Below are 26297 nucleotides of genomic sequence, written 5' to 3' on the forward strand. Positions count from 1 at the left end.
TTGGGGTAGCGACAAAATAGCCGCGCCCTGCAAAGGGGGTGGATATGAAGGCGATATTTTTGGCGGTTTTGCCGTTTTTGGGGCTGGCTTGCGGCAGCGGCTTGGCTGCTTGGCAGATCAAGTCTGGCAGCAGCACATTATCGATTGAAAATGGTCCGTGGCAAACGGCTGAAAATATTGGCTCTGCTGATGCCAGTTTGCAGACCCGCGCCGTGATTGCACTGCGTGGATTGCTGGCGCTGCCCGATAGTGAGGCCATTTATTATAACGCCGTTAAAGATAGTGATGGGCAGATGCTCGATGGCAATTGCACCTATCATATTAAAGGCGGAACACTGGCCGCGCGCTGGTGGAGTATCACGGCTTATGGCAAAGATAATTATCTGATCCCCAATAGATCAGGCTATTATTCGGCTGGCAGTGGCGCTTTCTCGGCGGATCAACAATCTGATTGGACCATTGCTGTTGGCGCGGACAATGTTGCTGGACCGGGCTTGCCATGGATACCAGTCGCTAAGGGTGAGCCTTTTGATCTGACGCTGCGTGCCTATCATGCAGAGGATAGCTTGCTTGCAAACAGAAGCAGCGCCGCCTTGCCCACAATTGAACGGCAGGAGTGCAGCGCATGAGCAAGGCTGGCATTATCTCTATCGTGTTGGCGATTATCGCGGCTATTATTGGTTATTTTGGCGTTATGGCACTGGCTCCCGGATATATTATGGGCCGTGCATGGGATGGCGTGACCGAGCGCGCGGGCGCGCCCAATATGATGATCCATATGCCATTACCATCCGCAGCGCGGCGCGGTATCGTGCGGCTTAGCCCGGATTTAATCTATTCCATCTGCACCTTTGACCTAAGCAAGGGCGATCTGGCTATCACGGTACCGGCTATAGACAATCATTATTGGTCGCTGACGATGTTTGACGATCAAACCAACGCCTTTTTTGTTGAGAGTGACCGCGATACCAAGGGCCAGCCTATCAGTCTGACGCTCAGCAATAAGGGCACCGCCGGGGAAGGGCGTATAGTGGCTGCACCCAGCCAGAAAGGCATCGCATTGGTGCGTATCTTGATGAATAATCGCGGTGAATATGATGCACTTGATCCGTTGCGGCGCAGTGCCGATTGCAAGATCGTTGGATGAATTGCTGCTATTGCGGTCTAAATCGCGATCTGCTTGCCGCCTTTGAACAGACCGGTTACGCGGCCTTGTACTGGCATTTTGTCGAACGGTGTGTTGCCAGCAGCAGCGGCCATTTTTGCTGAATCGACAATCCATGGCTTATCATCAGCAAAGATCATAATATCGGCCTCGGCGCCGGTAGCCAGAATGCCGGCATTGACGTTCAATATCCGTGCTGGATTACTGGTCAGTTTTGCTAGCGCGTCAGGCAAAGATAGCACGCCATCGCGCACAAGGTTGAGCGTTAGCGGCAATAATGTTTCTGCGCCTGCCATACCTGGCTGTGCATCGGCAAAGGGTAGACGCTTATCCTCTGGTCCGCGTGGATCATGACCTGAAGAAATGACATCAATTGTGCCATCGGCAAGCGCTTCCAGACAGGCCTGGCGATCATATTCATGCCGTAGCGGCGGCGATAATCTTGCAAAGGTACGAAACTCACCAATTGCGACTTCGCTCAGCATGAAATGCGCTGGCGTGATGCCGCAAGTGACGCGCATGTCTTCGCTTTTCGCGGCACGGATCAGTTTTAGCCCTGCTTCCGTTGTTACTTGCCGGAAATGCAGATGGGCGCCTGATAACCGGCCAAGCGCTAAATCGCGTTCTATAGCGATGCTCTCCGCTTCTTTGGGGGCAGAGGGAAGGCCCAAGCGCGTCGCCATTTCGCCGCTTGTTGCAACAGCATCGCCTGTTAGTCCGTGATCTTCGCTATGCAATATCAAAGGCAGATCCAGCATTGCGCAATATTGCATCAGGCGTAGCATGATGCCGGTATCAGCAATCCAGCGCCGTCCAGTGGTGATCGCCCGTGCACCGGCATCTTTCATCAATGCCAGCTCGGCCATATTTTCACCGGCCATGTCGCGTGTTGCGCCGCCAAGTGGGTGAACCCAAAAGTCAGGCTTTCCCGATTGCGCGGCGAAGCGTACCCTTGCCGGATGGTCCAGTGGCGGGTTTTGATCAGCCATCAGAGCAGCGCGTGTTATTCCGCCAAAATGGAAAGCGGGTTTATCAATAGAGAAGACACCCAGATCAACCAGACCGGGCGCAACATATTGTCCTTTAGCATCGACAACAATGTCATCCGCTTCAGCATGCACATCACCTAGCGCAACAATATGGTCAGCCTCTACGCGCACATTGCCCTTCACGGCTTGTTTTTCACCCGGCAGAATTAAGTGTGCATTGGTTATGGTCAGGGCGTTCTGGTTCATGACCAACCCTCCATCTTGCGGGCTCTGCGGGTCAGCACATCCAGACAGGCCATGCGCATAGCCACGCCCATTTCCACCTGTTCAGTGATTGCTGATCGCGCCATATTGTCGGCAACATCGCTGTCAATTTCCACACCGCGGTTCATAGGACCGGGATGCATAACCAGCGCATCAGGCGCAGCCTTGGCGAGCCGCTCCTGTGTTAGCCCGTAAAGCCGATGATATTCGCGCGGTGAAGGGATAAACTGTCCAGACATACGCTCATTTTGCAATCTGAGCATCATCACTACATCCGCGCCGTCCAATGCCGCATCAAAGTCAGTAAATACCTCGGCGCTCAGCACTTCTATGCCATCGGGCAATAATGCAGGTGGTCCGGCAACGCGAACTTTTGCGCCTAAAGTGGCCAGGCAGATGATGTTGGAGCGTGCTACCCGGCTGTGCAATATGTCGCCGCATATCGTCACGGTCAGTCCGGATATCCGCCCCAGACGCTGCTTTATAGTGAGCGCATCGAGCAAGGCCTGTGTCGGGTGCTCATGCTGTCCATCACCTGCATTGAGAACGGGGCAATCTACCTTATCTGCGATCAATTGTACCGCGCCGGAACTGCCATGGCGGATGACAATAGCATCAGCGCGCATGGCATTCAGCGTGACCGCTGTATCGATAAGCGTTTCGCCCTTTTTGATGCTGGATTGCGCCGCATGCATATTGACGACATCTGCGCCCAGCCTTTTGCCTGCAATTTCAAACGACAATAATGTACGGGTCGAATTTTCGAAAAAGGCATTGATTACCGTCAGCCCTGCCAACCGGTCATCATGCTTGGTGGATTGGCGGTTCATAGCCACCCATTGCTCTGCTTCTTTTAACAGATACAATATTTCCCAGGGTTGCAACCCTTCTATGCCAAGCAGATTGGCGTGGCGAAAGGCATCTCCACCTTCTGGAAAGGTGGGATAGTCAGCGGTGTTTTGCGTATTCATTAAAATAGGAGCATTACGCAGCCAGAGAGAAATCGGCAAGTCTTATCCTACAGCTATCAACCATGATTACTCAGGGCAGGGCGACCAAAGCGTCAATCGCCCCCTGTAAGATATATTCTGCCGCCTTTGCATCAATTTGGGCCGAACGTTTGGCGCGGCTAATATCAGCGGCGATCATTTCACGCTCGACCGCCAATGTTGACCAGCGCTCATCCCATAACAAAATGGGCAGGCCCAAAATCGTTAGATTGCGGGCAAAGGCGCGTGTTGACTGGGTTTGCGGTGTGTCGCGTCCGTCCAGTGATAATGGCAGGCCGATCACAATACCGGTAATATTTTGTTTTTGGATATGCTCGTTCAGCCGCTCTTTATCACGCATAAATTTGCCGCGCGGCATGGTCTTGTCTGCGCTGGCAAAGGACCAACCGGCATCACAAAAGGCAACGCCGATGGTCTTACTGCCCATATCCAGCGCCATAAGCCGCCCTGCCATAGGGAGAGCGGCACGGAAATCACTCGCACTGGTGGTAATAATGGCTGCGCCTATATTGGCGTTGGGCTCGCTCATGGCGTTTGAAATGCTGCAACCCGCCGCTCTGCATCGGCGCGTATATTGGCCCAAAAAAGCGGATAGTCATAGACATGATAATTGTTGCCCGGCAGCACATATGCGCCCAGTTCGGGCGGATCGCCAATCAGCAAAAATCCGCGTTCGTCACACCGTGCGGGCACAGCTTCGGCGACGATTTCGCCATCACTCAAATTCGCATTGGGAACCAGTGTGCCCAGATTGTCCTCGGCGGTTGTTTCTACATTGGGAATGCCAGCGACAGGATTGGTGCACAAAATAGGCTGGTCTTTGCGGGGCTGACCATCAAAGCCATTGGTCGCATCATAAACATCCAGAATAAGCGATGTATCCGCTGGCTCGGCGAAGCTGTTCCAGCCCAATATACAGCCGGTTTGGTCAGCCGTTTCACATATGGGCAAACCCATTGGCGGCACGTCATTGGTTACGGATACCGGCCAGCCTACAATATAGGTGGCCACTATGCGTTCAGCGACAGGCTTATCGGCAATGCGATTGCGCATCAAATAGGTGAGGTGCAGAGCGCCCTGACTATGCCCGGCCAATATGATGGGCGCATCTTCCGGGATTTGCCGCAGAAATTCCGCAAAGGCTGCCTCAACATCTTTATAAGCCGCGTCCAAAGCCTGCGCTGCTTCTGGCTTGTCAGTTAAAAACGCGCCAATGGCAGCCTGACGATAGCGCGGTGCCCAAATGTCACCAGCGCCATTAAAAGTGCTGGCCTGGCTGCGAATGAAGATTGTCGCGCGGTCTTGTGACTCCTTGTCATCTAATGGCGCATTCCATTGATCGGATTTCAGGAAGCTGGTGGGGTGGACAAAGAAGACCTGCGCCTTAGCGCTGTCAGCTGCTTCATAACCATCCGCTACCCATAATGCAGGATTGCCTTTGGTAATATCTGGCCGCGAAAACCACATTTTGGGCGCTGAATATGCGTTTTCTGCCATCAGCTCTTGCTCGACAAATTCGCTATCAGGCACGAAAACTATTTCAGCCAGTTCGCCGGGATACATGCGCAGTACAAATGCGCCTGCCAATATGATCACGATTATTGCCGCTATAATGTACAAAAATTTCCGTGCCAAAAAACCAAATCCTTAAATGCCATGCTCTGATTACGCCCTCTTTTAAGGAGCAGAACAGTTAATTGCGTTTATTTTGTCGCTAAGCTGTATATCTTGAACGGAATATAGAGGCTGAACGAGGGAATGAAAGCCATGGACAGGAATAATGAGGCTGGCGAAAGCCAGATGGCGGATAGTAGCGATATAAATCGCGCAATATGGCCAGCAAAGCCTTTCATATTATCGATATTATTAGCGGTTTGCGGCTTTCTCTATTGGGCTTTGTTGGGTCAATATACCTTTGCTTATAATGCGCAGGCTGAACAATATCAGTATGCGATAGGCACATTCATCGTTTTTGGCGGGTTGGCCGTAGCATTTTCTCTCGAGCGCGATCGCTGGCTTTGGTCGGTGGTTTTTGGCCTCGCCTGGGGCGTGGTGCTGGCTGGTGTCGCCTACTGGGTTGGTGGATATAGCCAATATGGTTTTGAATGGAATTTTGCGTTTGGTGCAGGAATATTCGCGCTGATCATCGCAACACCCATTTTTCAGACTTTGCGTGACAATCCGAGCGAAAACCAACGCGCGCTTAGCTATGATCGGCTGCATTTCTACAGTTGGTCCGATACGGTTATAGGCTTTAGTGCGCTGGCCTTTACGGGGCTAAGTTGGCTTTTAATATGGCTGATCGCGTTGCTCTTTGAACTCATAGGTCTCGGCTTCGTAATAGATCTTTTGGAAAACGCCTTTTTCGGCTGGGCATTTAGCGGGGCAGCCTTTGGCGCGGCATTGGGCATTTTGCGGGAAAATGACCGTATATTGGGCCTTTTGCAAAATGTTGTGTTGATCGTCTTGTCGATCTTGGCACCCTTTTTGGCCTTTGCTTTAGGACTATTTCTTGTCTCATTGATTTTTACTGGGTTGGATGGATTATGGTCCTCAACCAAATCCGCAACGCCAATATTGATAAGCTGCGCAGTGGGCGCGGTTATTTTGGCCAATGCGGTTATCCGCAATAATGAGGGCGAGGCCAGCCAGTCCATAATTCTGCGCATTTCTGCGATCATTTTAGCCGTGGTTATTTTGCCATTGGCTATTATTGCGGTGGTTTCGACCGGTCTGCGTATTGAACAATATGGCCTGACGCCTGAACGTCTTTGGGGGCTGTTGGTTGTTGCTATTGGCGTGGCTTATGGATTGGCATATTGGGTCAGCGTCATTCGCGCTGGCATGGCAAAAAATGTCTTTGGTTGGGCGGGTTTCGTTCGTTCAACCAATACCAAACTTGCCATCGGCTTATGTTTGGTTGCTTTGTTTTTGTCGCTGCCGCTACTCGATTTTGGCGCAATATCCGCGCGTGATCAATTATCACGGCTGGATTCAGGCAAAGTGTCGGAAGCAGAATTTGACTATTATGCTTTGGCCAATGACTTTGGACCCACTGGTCGAGCAATGGCAAAGCAAATGGCCGCAGGAGAGGGCGAGCGCGCGGGTTCGGCCGCAAAGGCATTGGCCACTAAAAACCGCTGGGAATATCAAAAAGAGGCCAAAATTGATCGTAAAGTCAACATCATAATAGCACAGGGAGGAGACCCCTTACCTGATGATTTGCGTGAGAAAGTGCGGTTATCGGATGAATGCAATACACTAAACTGTACTGCGATATGGGCGGATGCTGACTATGTTGTCGTGCTGGGAAAGTCCTGCCCGCGGTGTAGGGTGAGCCAATCTGCATATTCTCTAAGTGATGGAGAATGGGATGAAGATAGCGATTATAATGTCGGCGATCGTTTGGAAGATCTCACCGCCGATGCCAAGGTTGAAATACGCACCATCGAACGCCGCCAAGTCTATGTTGATGGCAAGCCTGTGGGCAGATATTTTAAATAAACTAAGATTTTTGCGGTTAGCCTAAGCAAAGCGCTTGAAGCATACACAGCGCTTTGCTAGCGGCAAGGCATGTCTGTAGATAAAGAACAAGTCCGCAAAATAGCCGGTTTGGCGCGCATCGCGATGAGCGATGATGAAATTGACGCGCTGGTGCCGGAGCTTAACAATATTCTCGGCTGGGTCGAGCAATTGGGTGAGGTTGATGTCACGGGCATCGCGCCCATGGCCTCTGTGATTCCTAGCAAGACCTTGCTGCGTGAGGATGTGATCAATGCCGACCCGCAAACCGGCGGCAATGTTCGTGATAAGGTGCTGGCCAATGCGCCTGTAGCTGAACATGGCTTTTTTGCCGTTCCGAAAGTGATTGAATAATGAGTGATCTGACTGATCTTGGCATCAAGCAAATTCGCGATGGCGTGCGCAGCGGTGAATTTTCCGCGCGTGAAGTGGCTGAGGCACATATTGATAAGGTCGCGGCCGCCAAACCGCTTAACGCGTTCCTGATCGAAACACCTGACCATGCTCTGGCAGCCGCGGAATCTGCGGATAAGGCCAAAGCGGCTGGCGATGATCTGGCCCCACTGGCGGGTGTGCCGATTGGCATGAAAGACCTGTTCTGTACGCAAGGCGTGATGGCGCGTTCATGCAGTCAGATTTTGGAAGGCTTTACCCCGCAATATGAATCCACTGTATCGGACAAATTATTTGCTGCTGGTGCCGGAATGTTGGGCAAGCTGAATATGGACCAGTTCGCCATGGGCTCTTCAAATGAGACCAGCGCTTATGGCAATGTGGTTAGCCCGTGGCGCCGAAGTGACGCCAATGGGAACAAAGCCAATACCGATATGTCGCCTGGCGGTTCATCCGGCGGGTCGTCTTCAGCGGTTGCTGCGCGGCTGTGCCCCGGAGCGACCGGCACAGATACGGGCGGCTCTATCCGTCAACCAGCGGCCTTTACCGGTATCAGTGGAATCAAGCCAACTTATGGCCGCTGCTCGCGCTGGGGTATTATTGCCTTTTCCAGCTCGCTTGATCAGGCCGGTTCAATGGCGCGTGATGTGACGGATTGTGCAATCATGCTGGAGGCGATGGCAGGTTATGACCCCAAAGACGCAACCTCTCTCGACGCGCCAGTGCCCAATTGGGAAGCTGCACTGAGCGGTGACCTAAAAGGCAAACGCGTTGGCATTCCCAAAGAATATCGCATTGATGGCACGTCTGAAGAAATTAACGCACTATGGGATCAGGGCGCACAATGGCTGCGTGATGCAGGTGCCGAAGTGGTGGAGGTATCGCTGCCGCATACGCAATATGCGCTGCCAGCCTATTATATCATCGCGCCGGCAGAGGCATCGTCCAATCTAGCCCGTTATGACGGCGTGCGCTATGGCGCGCGTGAATTGCCGGAGGGGGCAGGGCTGCAAGATATGTACGCCGCGACCCGCGCTGCCGGCTTTGGGGATGAGGTGAAACGCCGAATCATGATCGGCACGTACGTGCTGTCCGCTGGCTTTTATGATGCCTATTACACACAGGCGCAAAAGGTCCGCGCACTGATCGCGCGCGATTTTGACCGTGTGTGGGAGCATTGCGATGTCATTCTGACCCCGACCGCGCCCAGCGCATCATTCGGTTTGGGTGAGAAAACGGACGATCCGCTGTCCATGTATCTGAACGATGTGTTTGCAGTGCCTGCATCTCTTGCCGGTCTGCCTGCCATGTCTGTACCCGGCGGTCTGAGCAGCGAAGGCTTGCCGCTTGGTCTGCAAATTGTTGGCAAAGCAATGGATGAGCAGGGCGTGCTGAACGCTGGTCTGGCGATAGAACAACGCGCAGGCTTCACAGCGCGTCCGGAGCAGTGGTGGTGAAAACGATACATTTTGCAAGATATGAATTCAAACATATCTGCAAAATAGAAGTCTGCCGCAATGATCAAGGTGAAATTTTAGAGCATTTTCCTCAGTCAAGATATTCCAAGGCAGCCACAACTCAACTGCATAAATATGGTAGTGGACCGTTTGTAAAATTCACAATCCCCAAAAGTTTAAATAAGTCTGGTGTTTATATTATTACGGTAAGTAATCAGGAAAAAACAGTAAATAATAAGGAAAAATATGTTGGAGAAACAAAGGATCTCACAAAACGATATAATTCAGGTTATGGAAATATTTCGCCAAGAAATTGCTTTAAAGGCGGGCAAGAGACCAACTGTCGTCTTAACTTCAACATATATAATGAAATAAAAAAAGGAAATCAGGTTGATCTTTGGTTTTTTGAGACCTTTGATTTCAAAACTATTGAAATTGAATTGAGAGCAAAGAAGAAACCCGAATGGAACAGAGTATGAGCGAATACAGAATCCAGGGCGCAACGGGTGAGTGGGAGGTCATTATCGGCCTTGAGGTCCATGCCCAGATTACGACACAGTCAAAGCTCTTTTCTGGCGCGGCGACGGAATTTGGCGCAGAGCCTAACACACAGGTTTCGCTTGTCGATGCCGCAATGCCCGGCATGCTGCCCGTGCCCAACCGTGAGTGTATCCGTCAGGCCGTTCGCACCGGCATGGCCATCAATGCGGAGATTCACAAATGGTCGCGCTTTGATCGCAAAAACTATTTTTATGCCGATTTGCCGCAAGGCTATCAAATCAGCCAGCTTTACCACCCGATAGTGGGTGAGGGGCAGATTGAGGTTTCGCTCGATGAGAAGAAGCCCGATGCACCGGGCAAGACGATCGGCATTGAGCGTATTCATGTTGAGCAAGATGCGGGTAAGCTGATGCATGACCAGCACCCGACCATGTCTTATGTCGATCTAAACCGCTCTGGCGTAGCGCTGATGGAAATCGTCTCGCGTCCAGATATGCGCAGCCCGTTGGAAGCAGCCGCCTATGTGCGCAAATTGCGCTCTATCTTGCGTTATGTCGGTTCTTGTGATGGCAATATGGAGCAAGGTTCCATGCGCGCCGATGTCAATGTCTCCGTGCGCAAGCCGGGTGGAGAGCTGGGCACGCGCACAGAGACCAAGAATGTGAACTCCATGCGTTTTATCGCGCAAGTGATAGAATATGAGGCGCAGCGTCAGGTTGATGTGATTGAAGGCGGCGGCGCAATTGTTCAGGAAACACGCCTGTTTGACCCGGATAAGGGTGAGACACGTTCTATGCGCTCAAAAGAAGATGCGCATGATTATCGCTACTTCCCTGACCCTGATTTGCTGCCCGTTGAGCTGGATGAAGCGTTTTTGGAAGAATGCCGCCAATCGCTGCCCGAACTGCCCGACGCCAAACGCGCGCGTTATGAAGGTGAACTCGGTCTAACCGCTTATAATGCGGCTGTTTTGACCGCCGAAGTCGATACCGCGCAGCGTTTTGAAGCATTGTTGGTGTCAACCGCCACGGCCATTGGCAAGCCGGAAGCGAAAATCGCTACCCAAGCGGCCAATTGGATTTTGTCAGTCGCACCGGGCGTCATCAAATCCTTGGGCGAGGATGCGAATTTGGAACATAATAGCCCGGCCGCAAATGCCGCCATATTAGCCATGGTTGATAAGGGCAGCGTTTCAGGCAGTCAGGCCAAGCAGGTTTATGAAATCCTGCTAAAAACGGGCCGTGAGCCAAGCGAAATTGCCGAAACAGAAGGCTTGCAACAAACCTCCGATACTGGAGCGATTGAAGCGGTTATTGCAGATATACTCGCCAATAATGAAGACAAGGTCGCGCAATATAAAGGCGGTAAAGACAAGCTGTTCGGCTTTTTCGTCGGCCAGACAATGAAGGCAATGCAAGGCAAAGCCAATCCGCAGATTGTGAACGAGTTATTGAAGAAAGTTTTGGGCTAAACTCTTTTGTTTGCTACATTTCGGCAGATTTTGGTACTTTATAGAGTTTTTGTGAGGCCTAGAAAATATGGAGTGACTACCTCTCTATATATTCTAGGCCTCACATTTGAAGTTACGCGAGCATAAGCCCGCAGCGCATATAATTTGCTTTTTTTCTTTTAAAGATAAGATAACAGCAAAACCTACAAGATAACGACTCTCCCCTCTTGCCCTTTTGGTGCGGACTGTATAGACGCACGCGCTTGACCGACATGTATGCGGGCGTGGCGGAATTGGTAGACGCGCCAGATTTAGGTTCTGGTATCGAAAGGTGTGGGGGTTCGAGTCCCTTCGCCCGCACCATCTCAAAATCTTTGGTGGAATGTATGAGGTCTCATACATTCCGCCAGAGAAGAGCATAAAGAGAGAATAATGCAGATTGTTGAAACCCTGAACGAAGGCCTGAAACGCGGCTACACCATCACAATATCTGCGGGCGACATTGATGCCCGTGTGGATGCAGAGGTCAAGAAACTTGCACCACAAGTTAAGATGCCAGGCTTCCGCCCCGGCAAGGTGCCGGCCAATCTGATTCGCAAAATGCATGGTGAATCATTGTCACAAGATGCACTGAGCGCGGCTGTTCGCGAAAGCGTTGATCAAACCATTGCAGACAATAAATTGCGCCCTGCCATTCAACCTTCGGTTAACCTTGAAGATGGTTATGAGACTGGCAAAGACGCGGTTGTTAATATCGCTCTTGAAGTGTTGCCCGAAATTCCGGTGCCCAATATTGACGAATTGACACTTGAGCGTTTGAGCGTTGATCCGGGTGAAGAAGCAATCAATGATGCCATTGCGCGTCTGGCGGAAAGTCAGCAAAGCTATGAGGCTGGCGCTAAGACATATAAAGCCAAAAGCGGCGATCAGGTCATTATCGACTTTGAAGGCAAGGTTGATGGCGTACCTTTTGAAGGTGGCAAAGGTGAAGCCATGGCCGTTGTTATCGGCTCTGGTCAACTTATACCAGGTTTCGAAGACCAGCTGATTGGCGTCAAAGCCAATGATGAGAAGGTTTTGAACGTAACTTTCCCTGCCGATTATAATGCTGAAAATCTGGCCGGTAAGGATGCAACTTTTGATATTGTTGTAGGCGAAGTCAAAAAGCCTGTTGCAACCAAGATTGATGACGATTTTGCCAAAGGCCTTGGTCTTGAAGGCATTGATAAGCTGAAAGAACTCATGAGCGGCCAGATTGAGCAAGAGCTGAATGGCCTGACGCGTACGCATATGAAGCGCAAATTGCTTGATCAACTTGCCGTCAATCACGATTTTGATGTTCCGCCGACAATGGTGGAAGCAGAATTTGACCAGATCTGGCAACAGCTTGAAGCGGAAGCCGCTAAGGATGAAAATCCTGAAGATGCGAAAGCTGAGATGGAGAAAGACAAAGACGAATATCGTGATATTGCGGTTCGCCGTGTACGTCTTGGCCTATTGCTGTCTGAAATCGGTCAAGCGAATGGCGTCGAAGTCAGTCAGCAAGAAATGCAAATGTTGGTTAGCCAGGCGGCTCAGCAATATCGTCCAGAAGACCGTGAGAAATTTGTCGAATATATTCAGCGTGAGCCAATGGCCGCGGCGCAGCTGCGTGCGCCAATGTATGAAGACAAAGTGGTCGATTTCTTGTTTGAGAAAGCGGAAATTTCAGAACGCAAAGTAACGCGTGAAGAGCTGGAAGCGGCCATTGAGGCGGAAGAAGACGCTGAAGCTGAAGCCAAACCAGCAAAAAAGAAAGCGGCTGCTAAAAAACCAGCAGCAAAAAAAGCGCCAGCCAAAAAAGCTCCGGCCAAAAAGGCACCAGCTAAGAAAGCTGATGCAGAGCCAGCAGCGAAAAAACCTGCTGCTAAAAAGGCACCAGCGAAAAAGGCTCCTGCAAAAAAAGCTGATACGAAATAATCTGCCTTTTTTGTTTGTAATATTGTATCGATGTAAGGCAGATATATCAGACTTTAACCTCTGCGGCGGTGCTGATGACATTGCCAAGAATGCCATATTCCTTGGCTTCTTCGGTAGACATCCAATAATCCCTATCAATATCTTTTAATACGCGTTCCAGCGACTGGCCGGTGGCATCAGCAATTTTCTGCGCGATGCGTGTGCGCATTTTTACGATCTCTTCGGCCTGAATGGCGATATCGGAGGCTTTGCCGCCTGCACCGCCAGAGGGCTGGTGGATCAGGAACCGGGTATTGGGCAGGCAGAAGCGACGTTCCGCCGGGACCGAGAGGAAAATATGCGTTGCGATGCTGGCCACCCAGCCAGTGCCGATGACAGCGACGGGTGAAGAGATGAAGCGGATGAGATCGTGAATAGTATCCCCTGATTCGACATGCCCGCCGGGCGAATTTACAATTAGTCTGATAGGATCATTGTTCATATGATCGAGATAGAGCAATTGCGCCGAAACACGCTCTGCGAGTTTTTGATCGACGCCGCCAAAAATCATCACTGTTCGTGTCTCGAGGAATTTGGTCATCATCGCGCCGGGCAGGGCGGTATCTTTTTCCTCTTCGCCATCATTGCGAATGGGAGGCAGGCCGGAAGAAGCGAATTGAGACATGGAAAACCTTTCCTAAATGGATATTGGCGGCTAATCGCCAAATGACATAATGCCAAGTAAGCCATGCAAATATGTTTCGCAATGGGGCGAAGCGTCGTCAGAAAGATTAACACGTCAAAAAAACCGCATAAATTTGCAATTCATTGCGATGCAGGCGGGTAGTTGTGTCTAGCAGGGGTTGATACTGAAAGCCTAAGCCTAGATATAAGAGCAAGACGATATAGAAGGATAATTCATGAACCCGTTTGAGAAGCCTGATTTTGATCCGATTCAGGATGCGCTGGTACCCATCGTTATTGAACAGTCAAATCGCGGCGAGCGTAGTTTCGACATTTTCTCGCGTTTGCTGCGCGAGCGTATTGTTTTTGTCACCGGCCCGGTGGAAGACAATATGGCATCGCTGATTGTTGCGCAGCTATTGTTCTTGGAATCGGAAAATCCGAAAAAAGACATTTCCATGTATATTAATTCGCCCGGCGGCGTTGTGACTGCTGGCATGGCAATCCATGATACCATGCAATATATCCGTCCGCGTGTGGGTACGGTGTGTATAGGTCAGGCCGCATCCATGGGCAGTTTCCTGCTCGCTGCCGGTGAGCCGGGTATGCGTATGGCGACCAGCAACGCACGGATCATGGTGCACCAACCCTCAGGCGGCGCACGCGGCATGGCATCAGACATTGAGATTCAAGCGAAAGAGATTTTGCGTATCCGTCGCCGGATGAATGATCTTTATGCCAAATATACAGGCAAGCCATTGCCCGATATTGAAGAAGCGATGGACCGTGATACGTTTCTTGAAGCTGACGAAGCAAAGGCCTTTGGGTTGATCGATCAGGTCTTTGATAAACGGCCGACCCCAGCTGGAGACGATTAAGGTTGATATGGCGAGAACTGCATATGGTTTTCGTCACGTCATGTTAATTTCTCGAGGCTAAAGCTGACGGTGAAAAAAGATCGTGATTGTTCGGCAATTGCGGCATCGATGTTGCATTCGATGCAAACACTCTTACGATGGGATGGTTGCGGCATGAATCGCCGATAACCAAGGATCTATTATTATGACCAAATTGAGCGGATCAGACTCCAAATCGACATTATATTGCTCGTTTTGCGGCAAGTCGCAGCATGAAGTGCGTAAATTGATTGCTGGCCCGACAGTGTTTATCTGTGACGAATGCGTTGAGCTGTGTAACGATATTATTCGTGAGGAAACCCGCTCTGGTCAGGTTGGTCGCAAAGACGGTGAAGTACCGAGCCCGCAAGAAATCTGCGATACTTTAGACAATTATGTGATTGGCCAATCGCGCGCGAAACGTGTGCTTTCAGTGGCTGTCCATAACCATTATAAACGCCTCAACCATGCTGGTAAAAATGAAGATGTTGAACTGGCAAAGTCTAATATCTTGCTGGTTGGCCCAACAGGTTGCGGCAAAACCTTGCTAGCGCAAACACTGGCGCGCACCTTTGATGTGCCCTTTACTATGGCTGATGCCACCACATTGACTGAGGCTGGCTATGTAGGTGAGGATGTTGAGAATATCATCCTGAAGCTCCTGCAAGCATCTGATTATAATGTTGAAAAGGCTCAACGCGGCATCGTCTATATTGATGAGATCGACAAAATCAGCCGCAAGGCAGAAAACCCATCCATAACCCGCGATGTATCCGGTGAAGGCGTGCAACAAGCATTGCTCAAGCTAATGGAAGGCACAACGGCCTCTGTTCCTCCGCAAGGTGGCCGTAAGCATCCACAGCAGGAATTCCTGCAAGTCGATACTACCAATATCTTGTTTATCTGCGGCGGCGCATTTGCTGGCTTAGAGAAAATTATCGGTGATCGTCTTGAAGGTAAGTCGATCGGTTTTGGCGCGCATGTGGCTTCCCCTGAAGAGCGTAAGGTTGGTGATCTGTTAAAAGAGGGTGAACCGGAAGATCTTTTGAAATTCGGACTAATCCCTGAATTTGTTGGGCGTCTTCCCGTTATTGCAACATTGGAAGATCTCGACAATGACGCGCTGGTCAAGATTTTGCGCGATCCAAAAAATGCGCTGATCAAGCAATATGCCAAATTGTTCGGTCTGGAGAATGTTGAACTGACATTCACTGAAGATGCTTTGGACGCAGTCGCGAAAAAGGCGATTGAGCGGAAAACCGGCGCTCGGGGCCTGCGTTCAATTGTTGAGACAATATTGCTGGATACAATGTTTGAGCTGCCCGATATGGACGGCGTTGTAGAAATTGTTATCGACAAAGATGTGGTCGAAGGGCGCAAAGCGCCTGTGCAGGTCTTTGCTCCTGCCGATAAGGTTGAGGCCGACGACGCTGCTTAACCGTAGCAATATTACTAAGCCTATTGCGTAAGCGCGTTTTCGCGCTGCGCTACAACATTTGTGCAAGATTTAATCGTCCTTGAACGACTCAGGGCCAAATATCGTGCTTTTCTGGATTTCCGTGGCAAAATGTCCATGATTGCGGGGAATTATTGTTGCATAAGTGCAGCACTCGTTACCGAAATGATTTTAATGATGCAGTGCAACATATTTGCTACAATAGCCATCTTGCCTCATAAACTACAAAACCCTCGGAAAAATCAGCATATTATAAATTTATAATTTTGCAGAATGGGCAGCATTCGCAGACTGATAGTACATGAAACAAAACTGTCATAAAAACGCATCAATACTTACTTTTTCCCTGCCTAACCCGCCTCGACTCTAATGGGATAGAGTGAATTATCGACAGTCTGAACTGCCGATTAAAAAAGGGAATAAGCAATGCAACTACGCTATTATCTAGCGGCCAGCGCCGCATCGTTATCGCTTGCATGTGGTTTGGCGACACCCGCCGCAGCCCAGCAAATCGTTTCCGGTATTGAAGGTACGGTCACCGACGAGAACGGAGAGCCAGTAGTTGGCGCTACCGCGACTGTTGTCGATAACCGGACAGGAGCTACACGGACACTCACTACATCCGCAAATGGTGGCTTTCGTGCCAATAACTTGGTTACAGGCGGACCATATACAATTACAGTTACGGCTCCTGGCTTTGAAGGTCAGACAGTTGAAGATGTTTCTATCAACCTTCAGGGTAACACCCGTTTTGCTTTTAACCTGACCAGCGGCGCAGAAGGCGACGTTATCGTTGTTACTGGCGCACGCGCTAATCTCTCTCAACTTGCAGTTGGCCCTGGCCAGTCATTCGGTCTGGAAACACTGGAAGGTTTCCCATCAATTAGCCGCGACATTCGTGACATTATCCGTATCGACCCACGCGTCAGTCTTGATCGTGCCAATGAAGTCGATCGTATTTCCTGCTTGGGCGGCAATGACCGTTCTAACTCTTTCACCGTTGACGGCATTGTACAGGCCGATGTTTTTGGTTTGAACGGCACGCCGTTTGCAGCACGTAACGCGCTGCCGCTGCCTTTCGATGCCATCCGCGAAACTTCGGTTGAATTTGCTCCGTTCGATGTTGAATATTCTGCCTTTACCGGCTGTGCGATCAACGTCGTGACCAAATCCGGTCAGAATGAATTTCACGGTTCCGCGTTCTTCAACTTTACCAATGACAGCCTGCGCGGCGATGAAGCTGGCGATAGCGGTTCAATCGTAGCGCCTTTTGAAGAAAAGCGCTGGGGTGCAACATTGTCGGGCCCGATCATCAAAGACAAATTGTTCTTCTTTGCTGGCTATGAAGAAACCGACCTTGGCAACGCCAATGAATTTGGCCCAGCAGGCGCCGGTTTTGCACAAGACGCCAACTTTGTAACAATCGATCAGTTCAACGAATTCGCTGATATCGCGAACTCGGTTTATGGTATTGACGTTGGTGGTTTCCCGCAAAACCTTGCAGAATCCAGCGTACGCTATTTTGGTCGCTTGGACTGGTACATCAATGATCGTCACCGTTTCGAAGCGACATATCAGCGTCTTGAAGAAACCAATATCGAGCTTGATGCTGGTGGTCAGGAAATCACTGGCTTCAACAGCTTTGAAGACGAAGGTACGATCTCAGATTATTATTCTGTGCGTCTCTTCTCTGAGTGGACAGACCGCGTATCGACTGAGATTCGCTTGTCTCGTTCAGAAGTTGGCGATGTTCAAGGCCCAGTAGGTGGCGGTGAAGCACAATCTGCTAACCCGATTACTCGTTTAGTTGTAGGTGTGACACCTGTTGCTGGCGTAACAACGCAAAATGGCCGTATCTCAACAGGCCCTGGCATTTTCCGTTCTGCCAACCAGCTCGACACCACCATCAATCAGGCGCGTGTTCTGGTTAATGTTGATGCTGATGAACACCAGTTCAAAATTGGCGCTGAAATCAACGATCTGGAAGTTTTCAACCTGTTTGCCATTAACGCGACGGGTTCTATCTTCTTCCGCAACCTCGATGACTTCCGTAACGGTGTTGTAGCCAGTGGCGGTTTTTCTAGCGTGTTTGCAGATTCCGATGACCTCGTCGGCGGCGGCAATGGCGGTGCGACCATTCGTTCTACACCATCAGGCGATATTAACGAAGCAGCTGCTTTGTTTGAGCGTCAAATCTACTCTTTCTACTTCCAAGACGAGTGGAGTGTTAGCGACCAATTGACACTGAATGCAGGTTTGCGTTTTGAGTTGTTTGACGGCGATGCACCTACAGCCAACCCATTGTTCTTGCAACGCTTTGGCTTCACAAATGCAAATGGTTTCAGCTCGCTTGATCCTCTGATCTTGCCGCGTTTTGCTGCTAGCTATGACTTCCTGAACGATGGCTTTTTGAGCGATACATCGGTTACGGCTGGTCTGGGTTGGTTCTCTGGCGGTGACCCGGTTGTGTTCTTCTCTAATGCATTCTCCAATAACGGCTTCTCTTCCGTTGATGGCGATACATTTGATGGCGCATGTGCCGGCTTCACCAATGCTGATGGTAGCTTCAGTGTTCTTGATGCCAATGGCAATTTCACTGGCTTCCCAACCTGCGCAGTTACTGCTGCATCAGGTTTTGCTGCTGCTGGTGCGGGTGAAGTGCAATCAACCGATCCTAATCTTGATGTCCCAACCGTATTCCGCGCGAACTTGGGTTTCTCATCAACAATCGGTACGGATGAAGGTTTCTTCTCCAACTGGAATGTGACACTGGATTATATCTATTCACGTTTCATCGATCCGTTGAACTTTGTTGATCTGGTACAAACGCCTGATATTCGTGCAGGTTTGAATGGATTTGCAGTTGATGGTCGTCCAATTCTGGCAGCGATTGATCCTATCGCAGCGGGTTGTAATGCTGATCTGGTGGGCACTGGCGGTACACCGCCAACATTCACCAATGTGACACCTGCATGTTTCAACACTGGTATTGATGATTTTATTCAGCTGACCAATGGCCGTTCTTTTGACAGCCATGTCGCATCGCTGACATTGTCGAAGCAGTTTAGTCGGGGTGTGTTTACTGAAGGTGGCGGTGTAAACCTCAGCTTTGGTTATGCCTTTACCGATTCCAACAACTTCCGGAACGTTGGTAGCTCTACCGCAACGTCAAACTTTGACGTTACGGCTGCTGCTGACCGGCAAAACCCTGCGACGTCTACGTCAAACTTTGAGACGCGCCATCGCTTTACCTTTGCCACAAACTTCCGTGAGCAGTTCTTTGACGGTTATGACACACGTCTTGGATTGTTCTTCTCGGCACAATCTGGCCGTCCATTCAGCCTGACCTTTGATGGAGGCGGCGTATTTGCAGATTCGGCATCGGGTAATGACAATGCACTGCTCTACATACCAACAGGTGTTAATGATCCTAATCTGGCTCCAACATCTGACTTTGTTGCCGTTCAGAATCTGATCGACTTTCTGAACGACACTGGCCCGGATGCTTCTGGAATTGGTGCGGATTGTAGTTTTGAATTTGGTCAAACTATCTCTCGCAACAGTTGTCGCAATGACTGGGTTTTCGATATGGACTTCCGTCTCAGCCAGGAAATTCCAGGACCGGCGTCGCTTTTCGGAGTTGAAGACAAGATCACATTGTTCTTCGATTTTGACAACTTCTTGAATTTCGTAGATTCAGGTGCCAATGTCTTCCGTCAGCGTAGCCAGTTTGTCGATTTGGTTGACGTGGATGTTGATGACCAAGGTCGCTTTGAAATCAGTGGTTTCAATCCTGATGATCAAAACTTTATCGGCTTCTCATCATCTGTATGGCGGATACAACTTGGCGCACGTTACGAATTCTAATTCGAACGAAAGCAACATTCAAAAGGCGCGGGAGGGAAACCTCTCGCGCCTTTTTGTTTGAGCATGATGTTTAGGTGGTAGCGCATGGTGCTGGTAAGATTGAAGCGCCAATAGTCGCTAGAGTGGTCGATGAAGCACCAGCTTCATATATGAGGAAGAATGTTGGCCCTTGGGCTTTTTACGAATGTGCAATAATTACATCACGCATGCGTTAAGGTTATCGCGGCGCACGACAGAAATTCGTGCGGCGATGGTATTGCCATAGCGGCGGGTAAATCCACTAGGGTTGGATACAGCGCGTGTCTTAGGAGAGGGAAGTGCAGCGGCAATACGTGCCGCCTGTATGCGGGATAAGGCGCTGGCAGATACGTCGAAATAGCGCTGTGCGCCGGCTTCTACGCCATATGTGCCGATGCCGGTTTCCGCGACATTGAGATACACCTCCATTATCCGCTTTTTGCCCCAGATATTCTCAATCAGTATGGTGAACCAGGCTTCTAGCCCTTTGCGAACAAACCCGCCGCCTTGCCATAGGAACACATTTTTTGCGGTTTGCTGACTGATTGTGGAGGCGCCGCGTTTTCTTTTGCCAGAGGCACGCTCTTCGATTGCTTGTTCAATGGCTTCACGGTCAAAACCACTATGGCTGCAAAATTTACTGTCTTCAGCGGCAATGACAGCGGCCATCATATCGGGCGCTATGGAATTTATGGGAACCCAAGCGCGTTCAGCGCCATTCTCATCAAGCAGTATGGTCCATGTTGTTGGCGGATCGACATATTTGAAGAGCAGCACAAGTGCCAATGATGAGAGAATGAAAAAAAGGGCCAGCCGCAAAACCATGCGGACCAGCCCTTTTATCACCCCGCCTTTGCGGGATCTTTTTCTTGTCACAGAAAGCCTTAGCCGATCAGGGCCGCACTGTTGCGCTCACCAGCGATACGCAGCATGGCTTTTTGCAGCTTTTCAAAAGCGCGCACTTCAATCTGGCGCACACGCTCACGGCTTACCGAATATACTTGGCTTAATTCTTCCAAGGTCTTTGGGCTATCGCTGAGGCGGCGTTCAGCCAGAATATGCTGTTCGCGCTCATTCAGGGACTGCATTGCTTCGCCCAGCATTTCATGGCGGACTTCAGCTTCCTGCGCATTAGCGACATTCTCATCTTGAAGCGGCGTGTCATCACGCAGCCAATCCATCCACTGACCTTCGCCATCATCATGCATTGGCACATTGAGCGAGGCATCGCCGCCCATAGACATACGGCGGTTCATATTGACCACCTCTGTCTCAGAAACGCCCAATTTGGTTGCGATTTTTTCTACATCATCGGGGTGTAAATCACCCTCTTCAAATGCTTCCAAATTGTTTTTCATTCGGCGCAGATTGAAAAATAATTTCTTTTGCGCTGCGGTGGTGCCCATTTTAACGAGGCTCCAGCTACGCAGAATATATTCCTGTATGGATGCTTTGATCCACCACATTGCATAGGTCGCGAGACGGAAGCCACGTTCCGCATCAAACTTTTTAACGCCCTGCATCAGGCCAATATTGCCTTCAGAAATCAGTTCGGAAACGGGAAGGCCATAGCCGCGATATCCCATGGCAATCTTTGCCACCAGACGCAGATGTGATGTCACCAACTGAGCAGCAGCATCAGGGTCGGCATGTTCTTCGTAACGCTTGGCCAGCATATATTCCTGTTCTGGTTTAAGAACCGGGAATTTGCGGATTTCCGAGAGATATCGGTTAAGGCTTTGTTCCCCGCCAAGCGCAGGAATTGTAGCCGGTAATTTTGCAGTAGCCATATATTTCCTCATTATATTATCAATTCCGCGGCGGGCCTTATCAAGCACCCGACATATGGAATCCATGTTGGTATAACTATTAAACGGATAAACGCCTTATAAGTTCCACCAAATCGTCAGGAGTTTCGCTAAAATGCATTTGTCGCTTCCCAGTGATAGGGTGCACAAAACCAAGATGCTTTGCATGCAATGCCTGGCGAGAAAATTCCAGACTTTTTAGCAGCTTTGCATGGTTTTTCTGTGCCCCAGCATAGACCGGATCACCCAATAAGGCATGGCCGATACTGGCCATATGCACACGAACTTGATGCGTCCGGCCGGTTTCCAGAGTGCATTCGACTACGGCGCTGCCATTCAGGGCTTTGGTGATTTTATAATGGGTAGCAGCATGTTTGCCGCGCCCTTCCGCAACCACGGCCATTTTCTTCCTGTCGCGCTCTGAGCGGCCAATATTGCCTGTAACCTTATCTGATACAGGGACCGGAACGCCGTTGACCACGGCCAGATAGTGACGTGATATACTGTGATCGGCAAATTGCGCAGCAAGTGATTGATGCGCTTTGTCGCTTTTTGCGACGACCAGTAATCCCGATGTATCCTTATCTATGCGATGGACGATACCCGGTCTTTCAACACCGCCAATGCCAGAGAGCTGACCCTTGCAGTGAAATAATAATGCATTGACCAATGTTCCCTGACGATGGCCAGCTGCTGGATGAACAACCATACCCGCTGGTTTATCGATAACAATCAGGTCTGCATCTTCGTGCACAATGGTGAGCGGAATATCCTGAGCTATGACATTAAGGGGTTCTGGAGGAGGAATCGACAAGGTGAAAGGTGCGGTGGATTTAACGGCCAAAGAGGGTTGCCGTACAATCTGCCCGTTAATCGTAACAGCACCATTACCAATCAACGCCTTAATGCGTTCGCGGGAAAGATCCGGGTAAAGTTCTGCAAGCACGCGATCGAGGCGCGTGCCAATCTGATGTTCAGCAAAATTGCCAGTGCGGATGCTATCATCTAAGCTCATGCTTATGCATGTATCGCTTCGCCTATCGACATGGCAAGGCGTGAGGTGACGTTTAATGGGCAAATATAGATTGGCATCAGTCCATCTTGGGGCTTGCCTAATCACAGCGAAGCCGCCAGATAGTCGGAAAAATTTGTATTAAGGCCATTATTATGACTGCTACACAAACCGACCTCGCCAGCCTATTATGTTCACGGCTGTGTCATGATCTGTTAAGCCCAGTTGGCGCGTTGAACAATGGGTTGGAATTGCTGGCGGACGAAAATGATCCCGAAATGCGCAAACGTTGCTTGGATTTGCTGGATGAAAGTGCGCGAGCTGCCGCACAGAAATTGAAGTTTTACCGCCTTGCTTTTGGCGCTGCTGGGGGTTTTGGCGATCAGGTTGATGCAAGTGAGGCAAAATCACTTATTGCCGGTTTGCTGGTCGATAAATCGTCTATCAAGCTAGATTGGCAGGTCTCCAGCCCGACCATGCCCAAAGCAGGCATTAAAATATTGCTCAACCTTTGCCTGATTGCTGTTGAAGCTCTGGTAAGGGGCGGTGATCTGGTTGTTATGAGTGAGCAAGGTGATGGTCATACCGAAATTGCGGTTCGCGCATCTGGCAAAAAGCTAGCAACAGATGATGCGATTTTGAACGCACTCTCTATCGCTGGTGATGATGTGCCTGATGATCTTACGCCGCGCACAGCAGCAGCATTTATGGCAGGCAATATTGCACGTAATCACGGCGGTTCCATTCAGGTTGCCAATGATGGTGGCTTGCTGGTTTTGGGGGCAATGATCCAATTGGGCCAAGCATAATTGTCGCAACCTTGGCGTTTTTGCACTTTGGCGCTTTGATAAGCCCGAATTAACGCCAATTTAACCATATGCCGCGCAAATAGGTGCTAATCCTTATTTGCGGGGCCGAGCATGGACGATTTACAACAAGAATTTATTCTTGAGACACGCGAAACATTAGAGCTGATGACGGCTGAACTGATTGCGTGGGAAGCGCATCCAGATCATGGGTCGCGCCTTGATACCATTTTCCGCTTTTTCCATACTGTTAAAGGCAGCGCAGGTTTTCTGGCTTTGCCCCGGTTTGAAGCTCTTGCCCATGAAGCCGAGAATATCCTCGCATTACTTCGCGAGACGAAAAAGCCAATTTCATCAGCCTTGGTCACGGCTATTCTTGCTCTGGTTGATCGGATTTCCGGACTGACAAATGCGCTTGAACAAGGCGTAGAATTTTATGAAGACGATGACAGTCATCTGGTCGCGCAATTACAAAATGCATGGACGGCTATGGACCATGATGCCGCGACTGAACAAAAAGCAGTTGATGATGCTGGAACAGAGCAAAAAACGGAAACACAAAGCGAGGCCATCGGCATAGCAGGCCAACAAAATGTTGCGCGAACTATTCGCATGTCGCTGACATTGCTAGATAATATGATGAACGGTGTTTCTGATATGGTGCTGGCTCGTAATGAGGTGGCACGGCATATTCGTGACACCGATAGCGACCCAGCACTCGATCTGGCCTTTGAACGCTTATCGGCATGCATCGCCGATTTGCGCGAGTCTGTAGGCCGCACACGGATGCAGAAACTGGAAGGGGTATTTGCTTCTTTGCCGCGTATTGTGCGTGATCTGGGTCAAGAACTCGGCAAAGATGTTGCGCTGGAATGTCAGGGCAATGAGGTTGAGCTTGATCGCGAGATGATCGAAATGATCCGTGATCCTCTGACTCATATTATCCGTAACTCTGTTGATCATGGTGTGGAAAGCACTCAAGAACGGATAAGAGCAGGCAAAGCACAACAGGCGACCATCGCCATCCATGCGCGCCAGTCAGGCAACCATATTGTCATTTCCATTCGTGATGATGGCGCAGGCATTGATGTGGACAGGCTCGTTGCAAAAGCAATTGCGGCCAATGTTTGTACCGCATCAGAAGCTGCATCTATGACAGAACGGCAAAAGCTCAATCTGGTGTTCGCGACCGGCCTTTCTACTTCGGATAGTGTTTCTTCCATTTCGGGCCGCGGTGTCGGTATGGACGTTGTCCGTTCCAATATTGACCGCATTGGTGGTTCCATCGCTCTGCAGAGCAAATCGGGTGAAGGCCTCAATATCACAATCCGCGTCCCGTTAACACTCACAGTGATATCTTGCCTGATGTTCAGTAGCGGTGGCCAGCAATTTGCCATTCCGCAATCTGCAATTCGCGAAATCACTATGGCCAGCGGTGACACTGTTCAAATGCGGCAATTGGGCGATCAGCACTTTGCATCTATTCGCGGACAGCATTTGCCAGTGGTCGGATTGGCTGATCTTCTGGGTCTTTCAGAGGTTGATGATGACGCGTTAGAAGATGATGATCCGGTGTTGATGGTTATCGATGCAGGAGCGGGAATTCATTATATATTGGCTGTCGATCATGTGATGGATCAGGAAGACTTGGTTGTGCGGGCAGGGGCGCCAGCGATCATGGCATCGGGCATATATGCCGGAACCACGCTTCCAGACCATGGACGGCCTTTACTGTTGATTGATCCAAATGGCGTGGCCGCGCAAGCCGGCGTTTCTTCTGCTGATCAGAGCCTGTTGGATATGAATGAGCCAGCCAATGAAGCTGATATAGAAGATAGCGAAGATTTGGCGATGTTGATATTCCAAGATTGCCAAAATGATATTCGCGCTTTGCCATTATCGATAATTGAACGGGTGGAAGATTTCGGGATTGAGAAAATCGGCCATTCCGGCGGCAAAATGCGCCTTACGCATGATGAGAAAGCTATTCCTTTATATGGGTTGAAGGCGGTGCCTGATGCTGCATCAATCAAAGTCATTAAGCTTTTTGATGGCAATACAGCCATTTATTACGCGATTAATGATATTGTCGATATGCACCGGGTTAATCGCAAGGCATCACTGCAGCCAGTTGGTAATGTGCATGAAGACAGCGCGATTAGTGGGGTCTTTATCAGGGATGGTCAGCAAATAGAGTTGATCGACCCGCATTGGATTTTCAGCCAGTTCGACCAAGACGTTCATCGCAACAATGACGCGGCCAAACCTATATGTTTGTTGCAAGCTGCCGATGATGGGTGGACCCGCCAAATGCTGGCACCTTTAGTGGCGAAAGCTGGCTATGATGTGCGCTATGATTTGCGAGAGGGTGAAGAGGCCACAATCTGCATTGCCTCGGAAGATACGCAAAATACTTCTCCCGCTTCCGGAGCTATTATCGCTCTGCGGGACAAACCCACCAACCATAATAATGGCAACAGCGTTTACAGATACGACAGAATTGGCCTGTTGGGGGCATTGCAAAGCCATAGCGCCCCGCGGCGTGCAGGAGAATCATCATGATGAACACATTATATTTGCGCGTTTGCCTGAATGGCCGCGATGTTGTGTTTCCTGCCGCCAAGGTTGAAAGCGTGGTCAATGTTGATCAGAGTGTCGCAGTGCCTAATGTCGAGCCTTATATCGCTGGCCTTTTTGCAATGCGCAGCAAAGTGCTCACGCTCATTGATTGTCAGTGGTTTATCACTGGGCAAAAAGCAGCCATCAAGAAATCATCAATGGCTGTAGTCGTTGATGTTGGCGGTCACGTCTATGCACTTCTGGTTGATGCGGTGCGTGATATTTTCGACACGGATGCGGGCATTAAAGAACTGCCATCAAGTCCAGGCGCTGGTTGGGAAACCTTAGGCAGCACTATTTTGGAAGAGAATGGCGAAGCTCTGCTGATCATTGAACCGGAAAATCTTATCAATGTTCACCAGGATATTGCTGCGTAACGAACTTCAAACGGCAAATGCCAATTTTGTTTCAGTTAATCTTGGTAAATTTCACAGCTCATTAA

General features: G+C 50.0%; 22 protein-coding genes and 1 tRNA gene. 15 read left to right on the forward strand and 8 right to left on the reverse strand.

Translation table 11 applies throughout. The features are described 5' to 3' along the window. The first annotated feature begins 44 nt into the window (after positions 1-44). Both ACR9YC_RS05145 and ACR9YC_RS05150 read left to right on the forward strand, forming a co-directional pair. Positions 45-629 (forward strand): DUF1214 domain-containing protein, encoded by a 585-nt coding sequence (locus ACR9YC_RS05145; RefSeq protein WP_438730771.1) that lies wholly within the window; start codon positions 45-47, stop codon positions 627-629. Further along, entirely contained in the window at positions 626-1147 is a 522-nt protein-coding gene (locus ACR9YC_RS05150) for a DUF1254 domain-containing protein (protein WP_438730774.1), read from the forward strand. Before ACR9YC_RS05145 ends, ACR9YC_RS05150 begins: the two co-directional genes overlap by 4 nt. Positions 1148-1164: 17 nt before the next feature. Here ACR9YC_RS05150 and ACR9YC_RS05155 read toward each other — a convergent pair whose 3' ends face one another. The 4 genes from ACR9YC_RS05155 to ACR9YC_RS05170 form a co-directional block, all read right to left on the reverse strand. Then, positions 1165-2400, reverse strand: coding sequence for a dihydroorotase (locus tag ACR9YC_RS05155; protein WP_438730776.1), 1236 nt, complete (start codon positions 2398-2400; stop codon positions 1165-1167). Next, a complete protein-coding gene (locus ACR9YC_RS05160) occupies positions 2397-3389 on the reverse strand; it encodes an aspartate carbamoyltransferase catalytic subunit (RefSeq protein ID WP_438730779.1) in 993 nt (330 codons plus the stop codon). The genes ACR9YC_RS05155 and ACR9YC_RS05160 overlap by 4 nt, the downstream gene beginning before the upstream one ends. Before the next feature lie 70 nt (positions 3390-3459). Continuing rightward, positions 3460-3957: a Holliday junction resolvase RuvX gene (ruvX, locus tag ACR9YC_RS05165; RefSeq protein WP_438730782.1), complete on the reverse strand. Its 498-nt coding sequence runs from the start codon at positions 3955-3957 to the stop codon at positions 3460-3462. After that, positions 3954-5063, reverse strand: a complete 1110-nt coding sequence (locus ACR9YC_RS05170; RefSeq protein WP_438730784.1) for a DUF3089 domain-containing protein — start codon at positions 5061-5063, stop codon at positions 3954-3956. Before ACR9YC_RS05170 ends, ruvX begins: the two co-directional genes overlap by 4 nt. A gap of 132 nt (positions 5064-5195) precedes the next feature. On the opposite strand from ACR9YC_RS05170, the gene ACR9YC_RS05175 reads away from it, so the two are divergent. The 7 genes from ACR9YC_RS05175 to tig all read left to right on the forward strand — a co-directional run bounded on the left by ACR9YC_RS05175 (position 5196) and on the right by tig (position 12710). After that, positions 5196-6932, forward strand: coding sequence for a DUF4153 domain-containing protein (locus ACR9YC_RS05175; protein ID WP_438730787.1), 1737 nt, complete (start codon positions 5196-5198; stop codon positions 6930-6932). Between the two features lie 69 nt (positions 6933-7001). Beyond that, the gene (gatC, locus tag ACR9YC_RS05180) at positions 7002-7304 is read left to right on the forward strand and encodes an Asp-tRNA(Asn)/Glu-tRNA(Gln) amidotransferase subunit GatC (protein ID WP_438730790.1); all 303 of its coding nucleotides are present in this window, start codon (positions 7002-7004) and stop codon (positions 7302-7304) included. Continuing rightward, entirely contained in the window at positions 7304-8800 is a 1497-nt protein-coding gene (gene gatA / locus ACR9YC_RS05185) for an Asp-tRNA(Asn)/Glu-tRNA(Gln) amidotransferase subunit GatA (RefSeq protein ID WP_438730793.1), read from the forward strand. The genes gatC and gatA overlap by 1 nt, the downstream gene beginning before the upstream one ends. Continuing rightward, positions 8797-9279: a GIY-YIG nuclease family protein gene (locus ACR9YC_RS05190; protein WP_438730795.1), complete on the forward strand. Its 483-nt coding sequence runs from the start codon at positions 8797-8799 to the stop codon at positions 9277-9279. The genes gatA and ACR9YC_RS05190 overlap by 4 nt, the downstream gene beginning before the upstream one ends. After that, the gene (gatB, locus tag ACR9YC_RS05195; RefSeq protein ID WP_438730798.1) at positions 9276-10772 is read left to right on the forward strand and encodes an Asp-tRNA(Asn)/Glu-tRNA(Gln) amidotransferase subunit GatB; all 1497 of its coding nucleotides are present in this window, start codon (positions 9276-9278) and stop codon (positions 10770-10772) included. Before ACR9YC_RS05190 ends, gatB begins: the two co-directional genes overlap by 4 nt. A 257-nt stretch (positions 10773-11029) precedes the next feature. Next, positions 11030-11114, forward strand: a tRNA-Leu gene (locus ACR9YC_RS05200). Positions 11115-11183: 69 nt separating this feature from the next. Then, a complete protein-coding gene (tig, locus tag ACR9YC_RS05205; protein ID WP_438730800.1) occupies positions 11184-12710 on the forward strand; it encodes a trigger factor in 1527 nt (508 codons plus the stop codon). Between the two features lie 46 nt (positions 12711-12756). On the opposite strand, the gene ACR9YC_RS05210 is transcribed toward tig, so the two are convergent. Further along, positions 12757-13374: an ATP-dependent Clp protease proteolytic subunit gene (locus ACR9YC_RS05210; protein WP_438730803.1), complete on the reverse strand. Its 618-nt coding sequence runs from the start codon at positions 13372-13374 to the stop codon at positions 12757-12759. 235 nt (positions 13375-13609) lie between these two features. Here ACR9YC_RS05210 and ACR9YC_RS05215 point away from each other — a divergent pair, with 235 nt between their 5' ends. From ACR9YC_RS05215 to ACR9YC_RS05225, 3 genes are all read left to right on the forward strand, one after another. After that, on the forward strand, positions 13610-14251 hold the full coding sequence (locus tag ACR9YC_RS05215; RefSeq protein WP_438730806.1) for an ATP-dependent Clp protease proteolytic subunit: 642 nt from the start codon (positions 13610-13612) through the stop codon (positions 14249-14251). 184 nt (positions 14252-14435) lie between these two features. Then, positions 14436-15707: an ATP-dependent Clp protease ATP-binding subunit ClpX gene (clpX, locus tag ACR9YC_RS05220; protein ID WP_438730809.1), complete on the forward strand. Its 1272-nt coding sequence runs from the start codon at positions 14436-14438 to the stop codon at positions 15705-15707. A gap of 444 nt (positions 15708-16151) precedes the next feature. Continuing rightward, positions 16152-19592 carry a carboxypeptidase regulatory-like domain-containing protein gene (locus tag ACR9YC_RS05225; RefSeq protein ID WP_438730812.1) on the forward strand — a complete coding sequence of 1147 codons (3441 nt, stop codon included), beginning with the start codon at positions 16152-16154 and terminating at the stop codon, positions 19590-19592. A 195-nt stretch (positions 19593-19787) separates the two neighbouring features. On the opposite strand, the gene mtgA is transcribed toward ACR9YC_RS05225, so the two are convergent. The 3 genes from mtgA to ACR9YC_RS05240 form a co-directional block, all read right to left on the reverse strand. Next, positions 19788-20435 carry a monofunctional biosynthetic peptidoglycan transglycosylase gene (gene mtgA / locus ACR9YC_RS05230; protein WP_438731605.1) on the reverse strand — a complete coding sequence of 216 codons (648 nt, stop codon included), beginning with the start codon at positions 20433-20435 and terminating at the stop codon, positions 19788-19790. 59 nt (positions 20436-20494) lie between these two features. After that, positions 20495-21400 carry an RNA polymerase sigma factor RpoH gene (gene rpoH, locus ACR9YC_RS05235; RefSeq protein ID WP_438730815.1) on the reverse strand — a complete coding sequence of 302 codons (906 nt, stop codon included), beginning with the start codon at positions 21398-21400 and terminating at the stop codon, positions 20495-20497. Positions 21401-21479: 79 nt separating this feature from the next. Next, positions 21480-22433, reverse strand: a complete 954-nt coding sequence (locus tag ACR9YC_RS05240) for an RluA family pseudouridine synthase (protein ID WP_438730818.1) — start codon at positions 22431-22433, stop codon at positions 21480-21482. 152 nt (positions 22434-22585) lie between these two features. Here ACR9YC_RS05240 and ACR9YC_RS05245 point away from each other — a divergent pair, with 152 nt between their 5' ends. The 3 genes from ACR9YC_RS05245 (at position 22586) to ACR9YC_RS05255 (ending at position 26232) form a co-directional block, all read left to right on the forward strand. Next, positions 22586-23239 (forward strand): histidine phosphotransferase family protein, encoded by a 654-nt coding sequence (locus tag ACR9YC_RS05245; RefSeq protein ID WP_438730820.1) that lies wholly within the window; start codon positions 22586-22588, stop codon positions 23237-23239. Between the two features lie 111 nt (positions 23240-23350). After that, the gene (locus tag ACR9YC_RS05250; RefSeq protein WP_438730822.1) at positions 23351-25798 is read left to right on the forward strand and encodes a chemotaxis protein CheA; all 2448 of its coding nucleotides are present in this window, start codon (positions 23351-23353) and stop codon (positions 25796-25798) included. Next, positions 25795-26232: a chemotaxis protein CheW gene (locus ACR9YC_RS05255; protein ID WP_438730825.1), complete on the forward strand. Its 438-nt coding sequence runs from the start codon at positions 25795-25797 to the stop codon at positions 26230-26232. The genes ACR9YC_RS05250 and ACR9YC_RS05255 overlap by 4 nt, the downstream gene beginning before the upstream one ends. Positions 26233-26297: the final 65 nt, after the last annotated feature.

The sequence above is a fragment of the Parasphingorhabdus sp. DH2-15 genome, assembly GCF_051668705.1.
In the GTDB taxonomy this organism is placed as follows: Bacteria; Pseudomonadota; Alphaproteobacteria; order Sphingomonadales; family Sphingomonadaceae; genus Alterisphingorhabdus.

Bases quoted from the DNA above. Each gene is read 5' to 3' on its own strand.
- ACR9YC_RS05250 (WP_438730822.1), top strand. From the start codon at position 23,351: ATGGACGATTTACAACAAGAATTTATTCTTGAGACACGCGAAACATTA.
- tig (WP_438730800.1), top strand. From the start codon at position 11,184: ATGCAGATTGTTGAAACCCTGAACGAAGGCCTGAAACGCGGCTACACC.
- rpoH (WP_438730815.1), bottom strand. From the start codon at position 21,400: ATGGCTACTGCAAAATTACCGGCTACAATTCCTGCGCTTGGCGGGGAA.
- mtgA (WP_438731605.1), bottom strand. From the start codon at position 20,435: ATGGTTTTGCGGCTGGCCCTTTTTTTCATTCTCTCATCATTGGCACTT.
- ACR9YC_RS05175 (WP_438730787.1), top strand. From the start codon at position 5,196: ATGGACAGGAATAATGAGGCTGGCGAAAGCCAGATGGCGGATAGTAGC.
- ACR9YC_RS05240 (WP_438730818.1), bottom strand. From the start codon at position 22,433: ATGAGCTTAGATGATAGCATCCGCACTGGCAATTTTGCTGAACATCAG.
- clpX (WP_438730809.1), top strand. From the start codon at position 14,436: ATGACCAAATTGAGCGGATCAGACTCCAAATCGACATTATATTGCTCG.
- ACR9YC_RS05145 (WP_438730771.1), top strand. From the start codon at position 45: ATGAAGGCGATATTTTTGGCGGTTTTGCCGTTTTTGGGGCTGGCTTGC.
- gatA (WP_438730793.1), top strand. From the start codon at position 7,304: ATGAGTGATCTGACTGATCTTGGCATCAAGCAAATTCGCGATGGCGTG.
- ACR9YC_RS05160 (WP_438730779.1), bottom strand. From the start codon at position 3,389: ATGAATACGCAAAACACCGCTGACTATCCCACCTTTCCAGAAGGTGGA.
- ACR9YC_RS05225 (WP_438730812.1), top strand. From the start codon at position 16,152: ATGCAACTACGCTATTATCTAGCGGCCAGCGCCGCATCGTTATCGCTT.
- ACR9YC_RS05150 (WP_438730774.1), top strand. From the start codon at position 626: ATGAGCAAGGCTGGCATTATCTCTATCGTGTTGGCGATTATCGCGGCT.
- ACR9YC_RS05155 (WP_438730776.1), bottom strand. From the start codon at position 2,400: ATGAACCAGAACGCCCTGACCATAACCAATGCACACTTAATTCTGCCG.
- ACR9YC_RS05215 (WP_438730806.1), top strand. From the start codon at position 13,610: ATGAACCCGTTTGAGAAGCCTGATTTTGATCCGATTCAGGATGCGCTG.
- gatC (WP_438730790.1), top strand. From the start codon at position 7,002: ATGTCTGTAGATAAAGAACAAGTCCGCAAAATAGCCGGTTTGGCGCGC.
- gatB (WP_438730798.1), top strand. From the start codon at position 9,276: ATGAGCGAATACAGAATCCAGGGCGCAACGGGTGAGTGGGAGGTCATT.
- ruvX (WP_438730782.1), bottom strand. From the start codon at position 3,957: ATGAGCGAGCCCAACGCCAATATAGGCGCAGCCATTATTACCACCAGT.
- ACR9YC_RS05210 (WP_438730803.1), bottom strand. From the start codon at position 13,374: ATGTCTCAATTCGCTTCTTCCGGCCTGCCTCCCATTCGCAATGATGGC.
- ACR9YC_RS05255 (WP_438730825.1), top strand. From the start codon at position 25,795: ATGATGAACACATTATATTTGCGCGTTTGCCTGAATGGCCGCGATGTT.
- ACR9YC_RS05245 (WP_438730820.1), top strand. From the start codon at position 22,586: ATGACTGCTACACAAACCGACCTCGCCAGCCTATTATGTTCACGGCTG.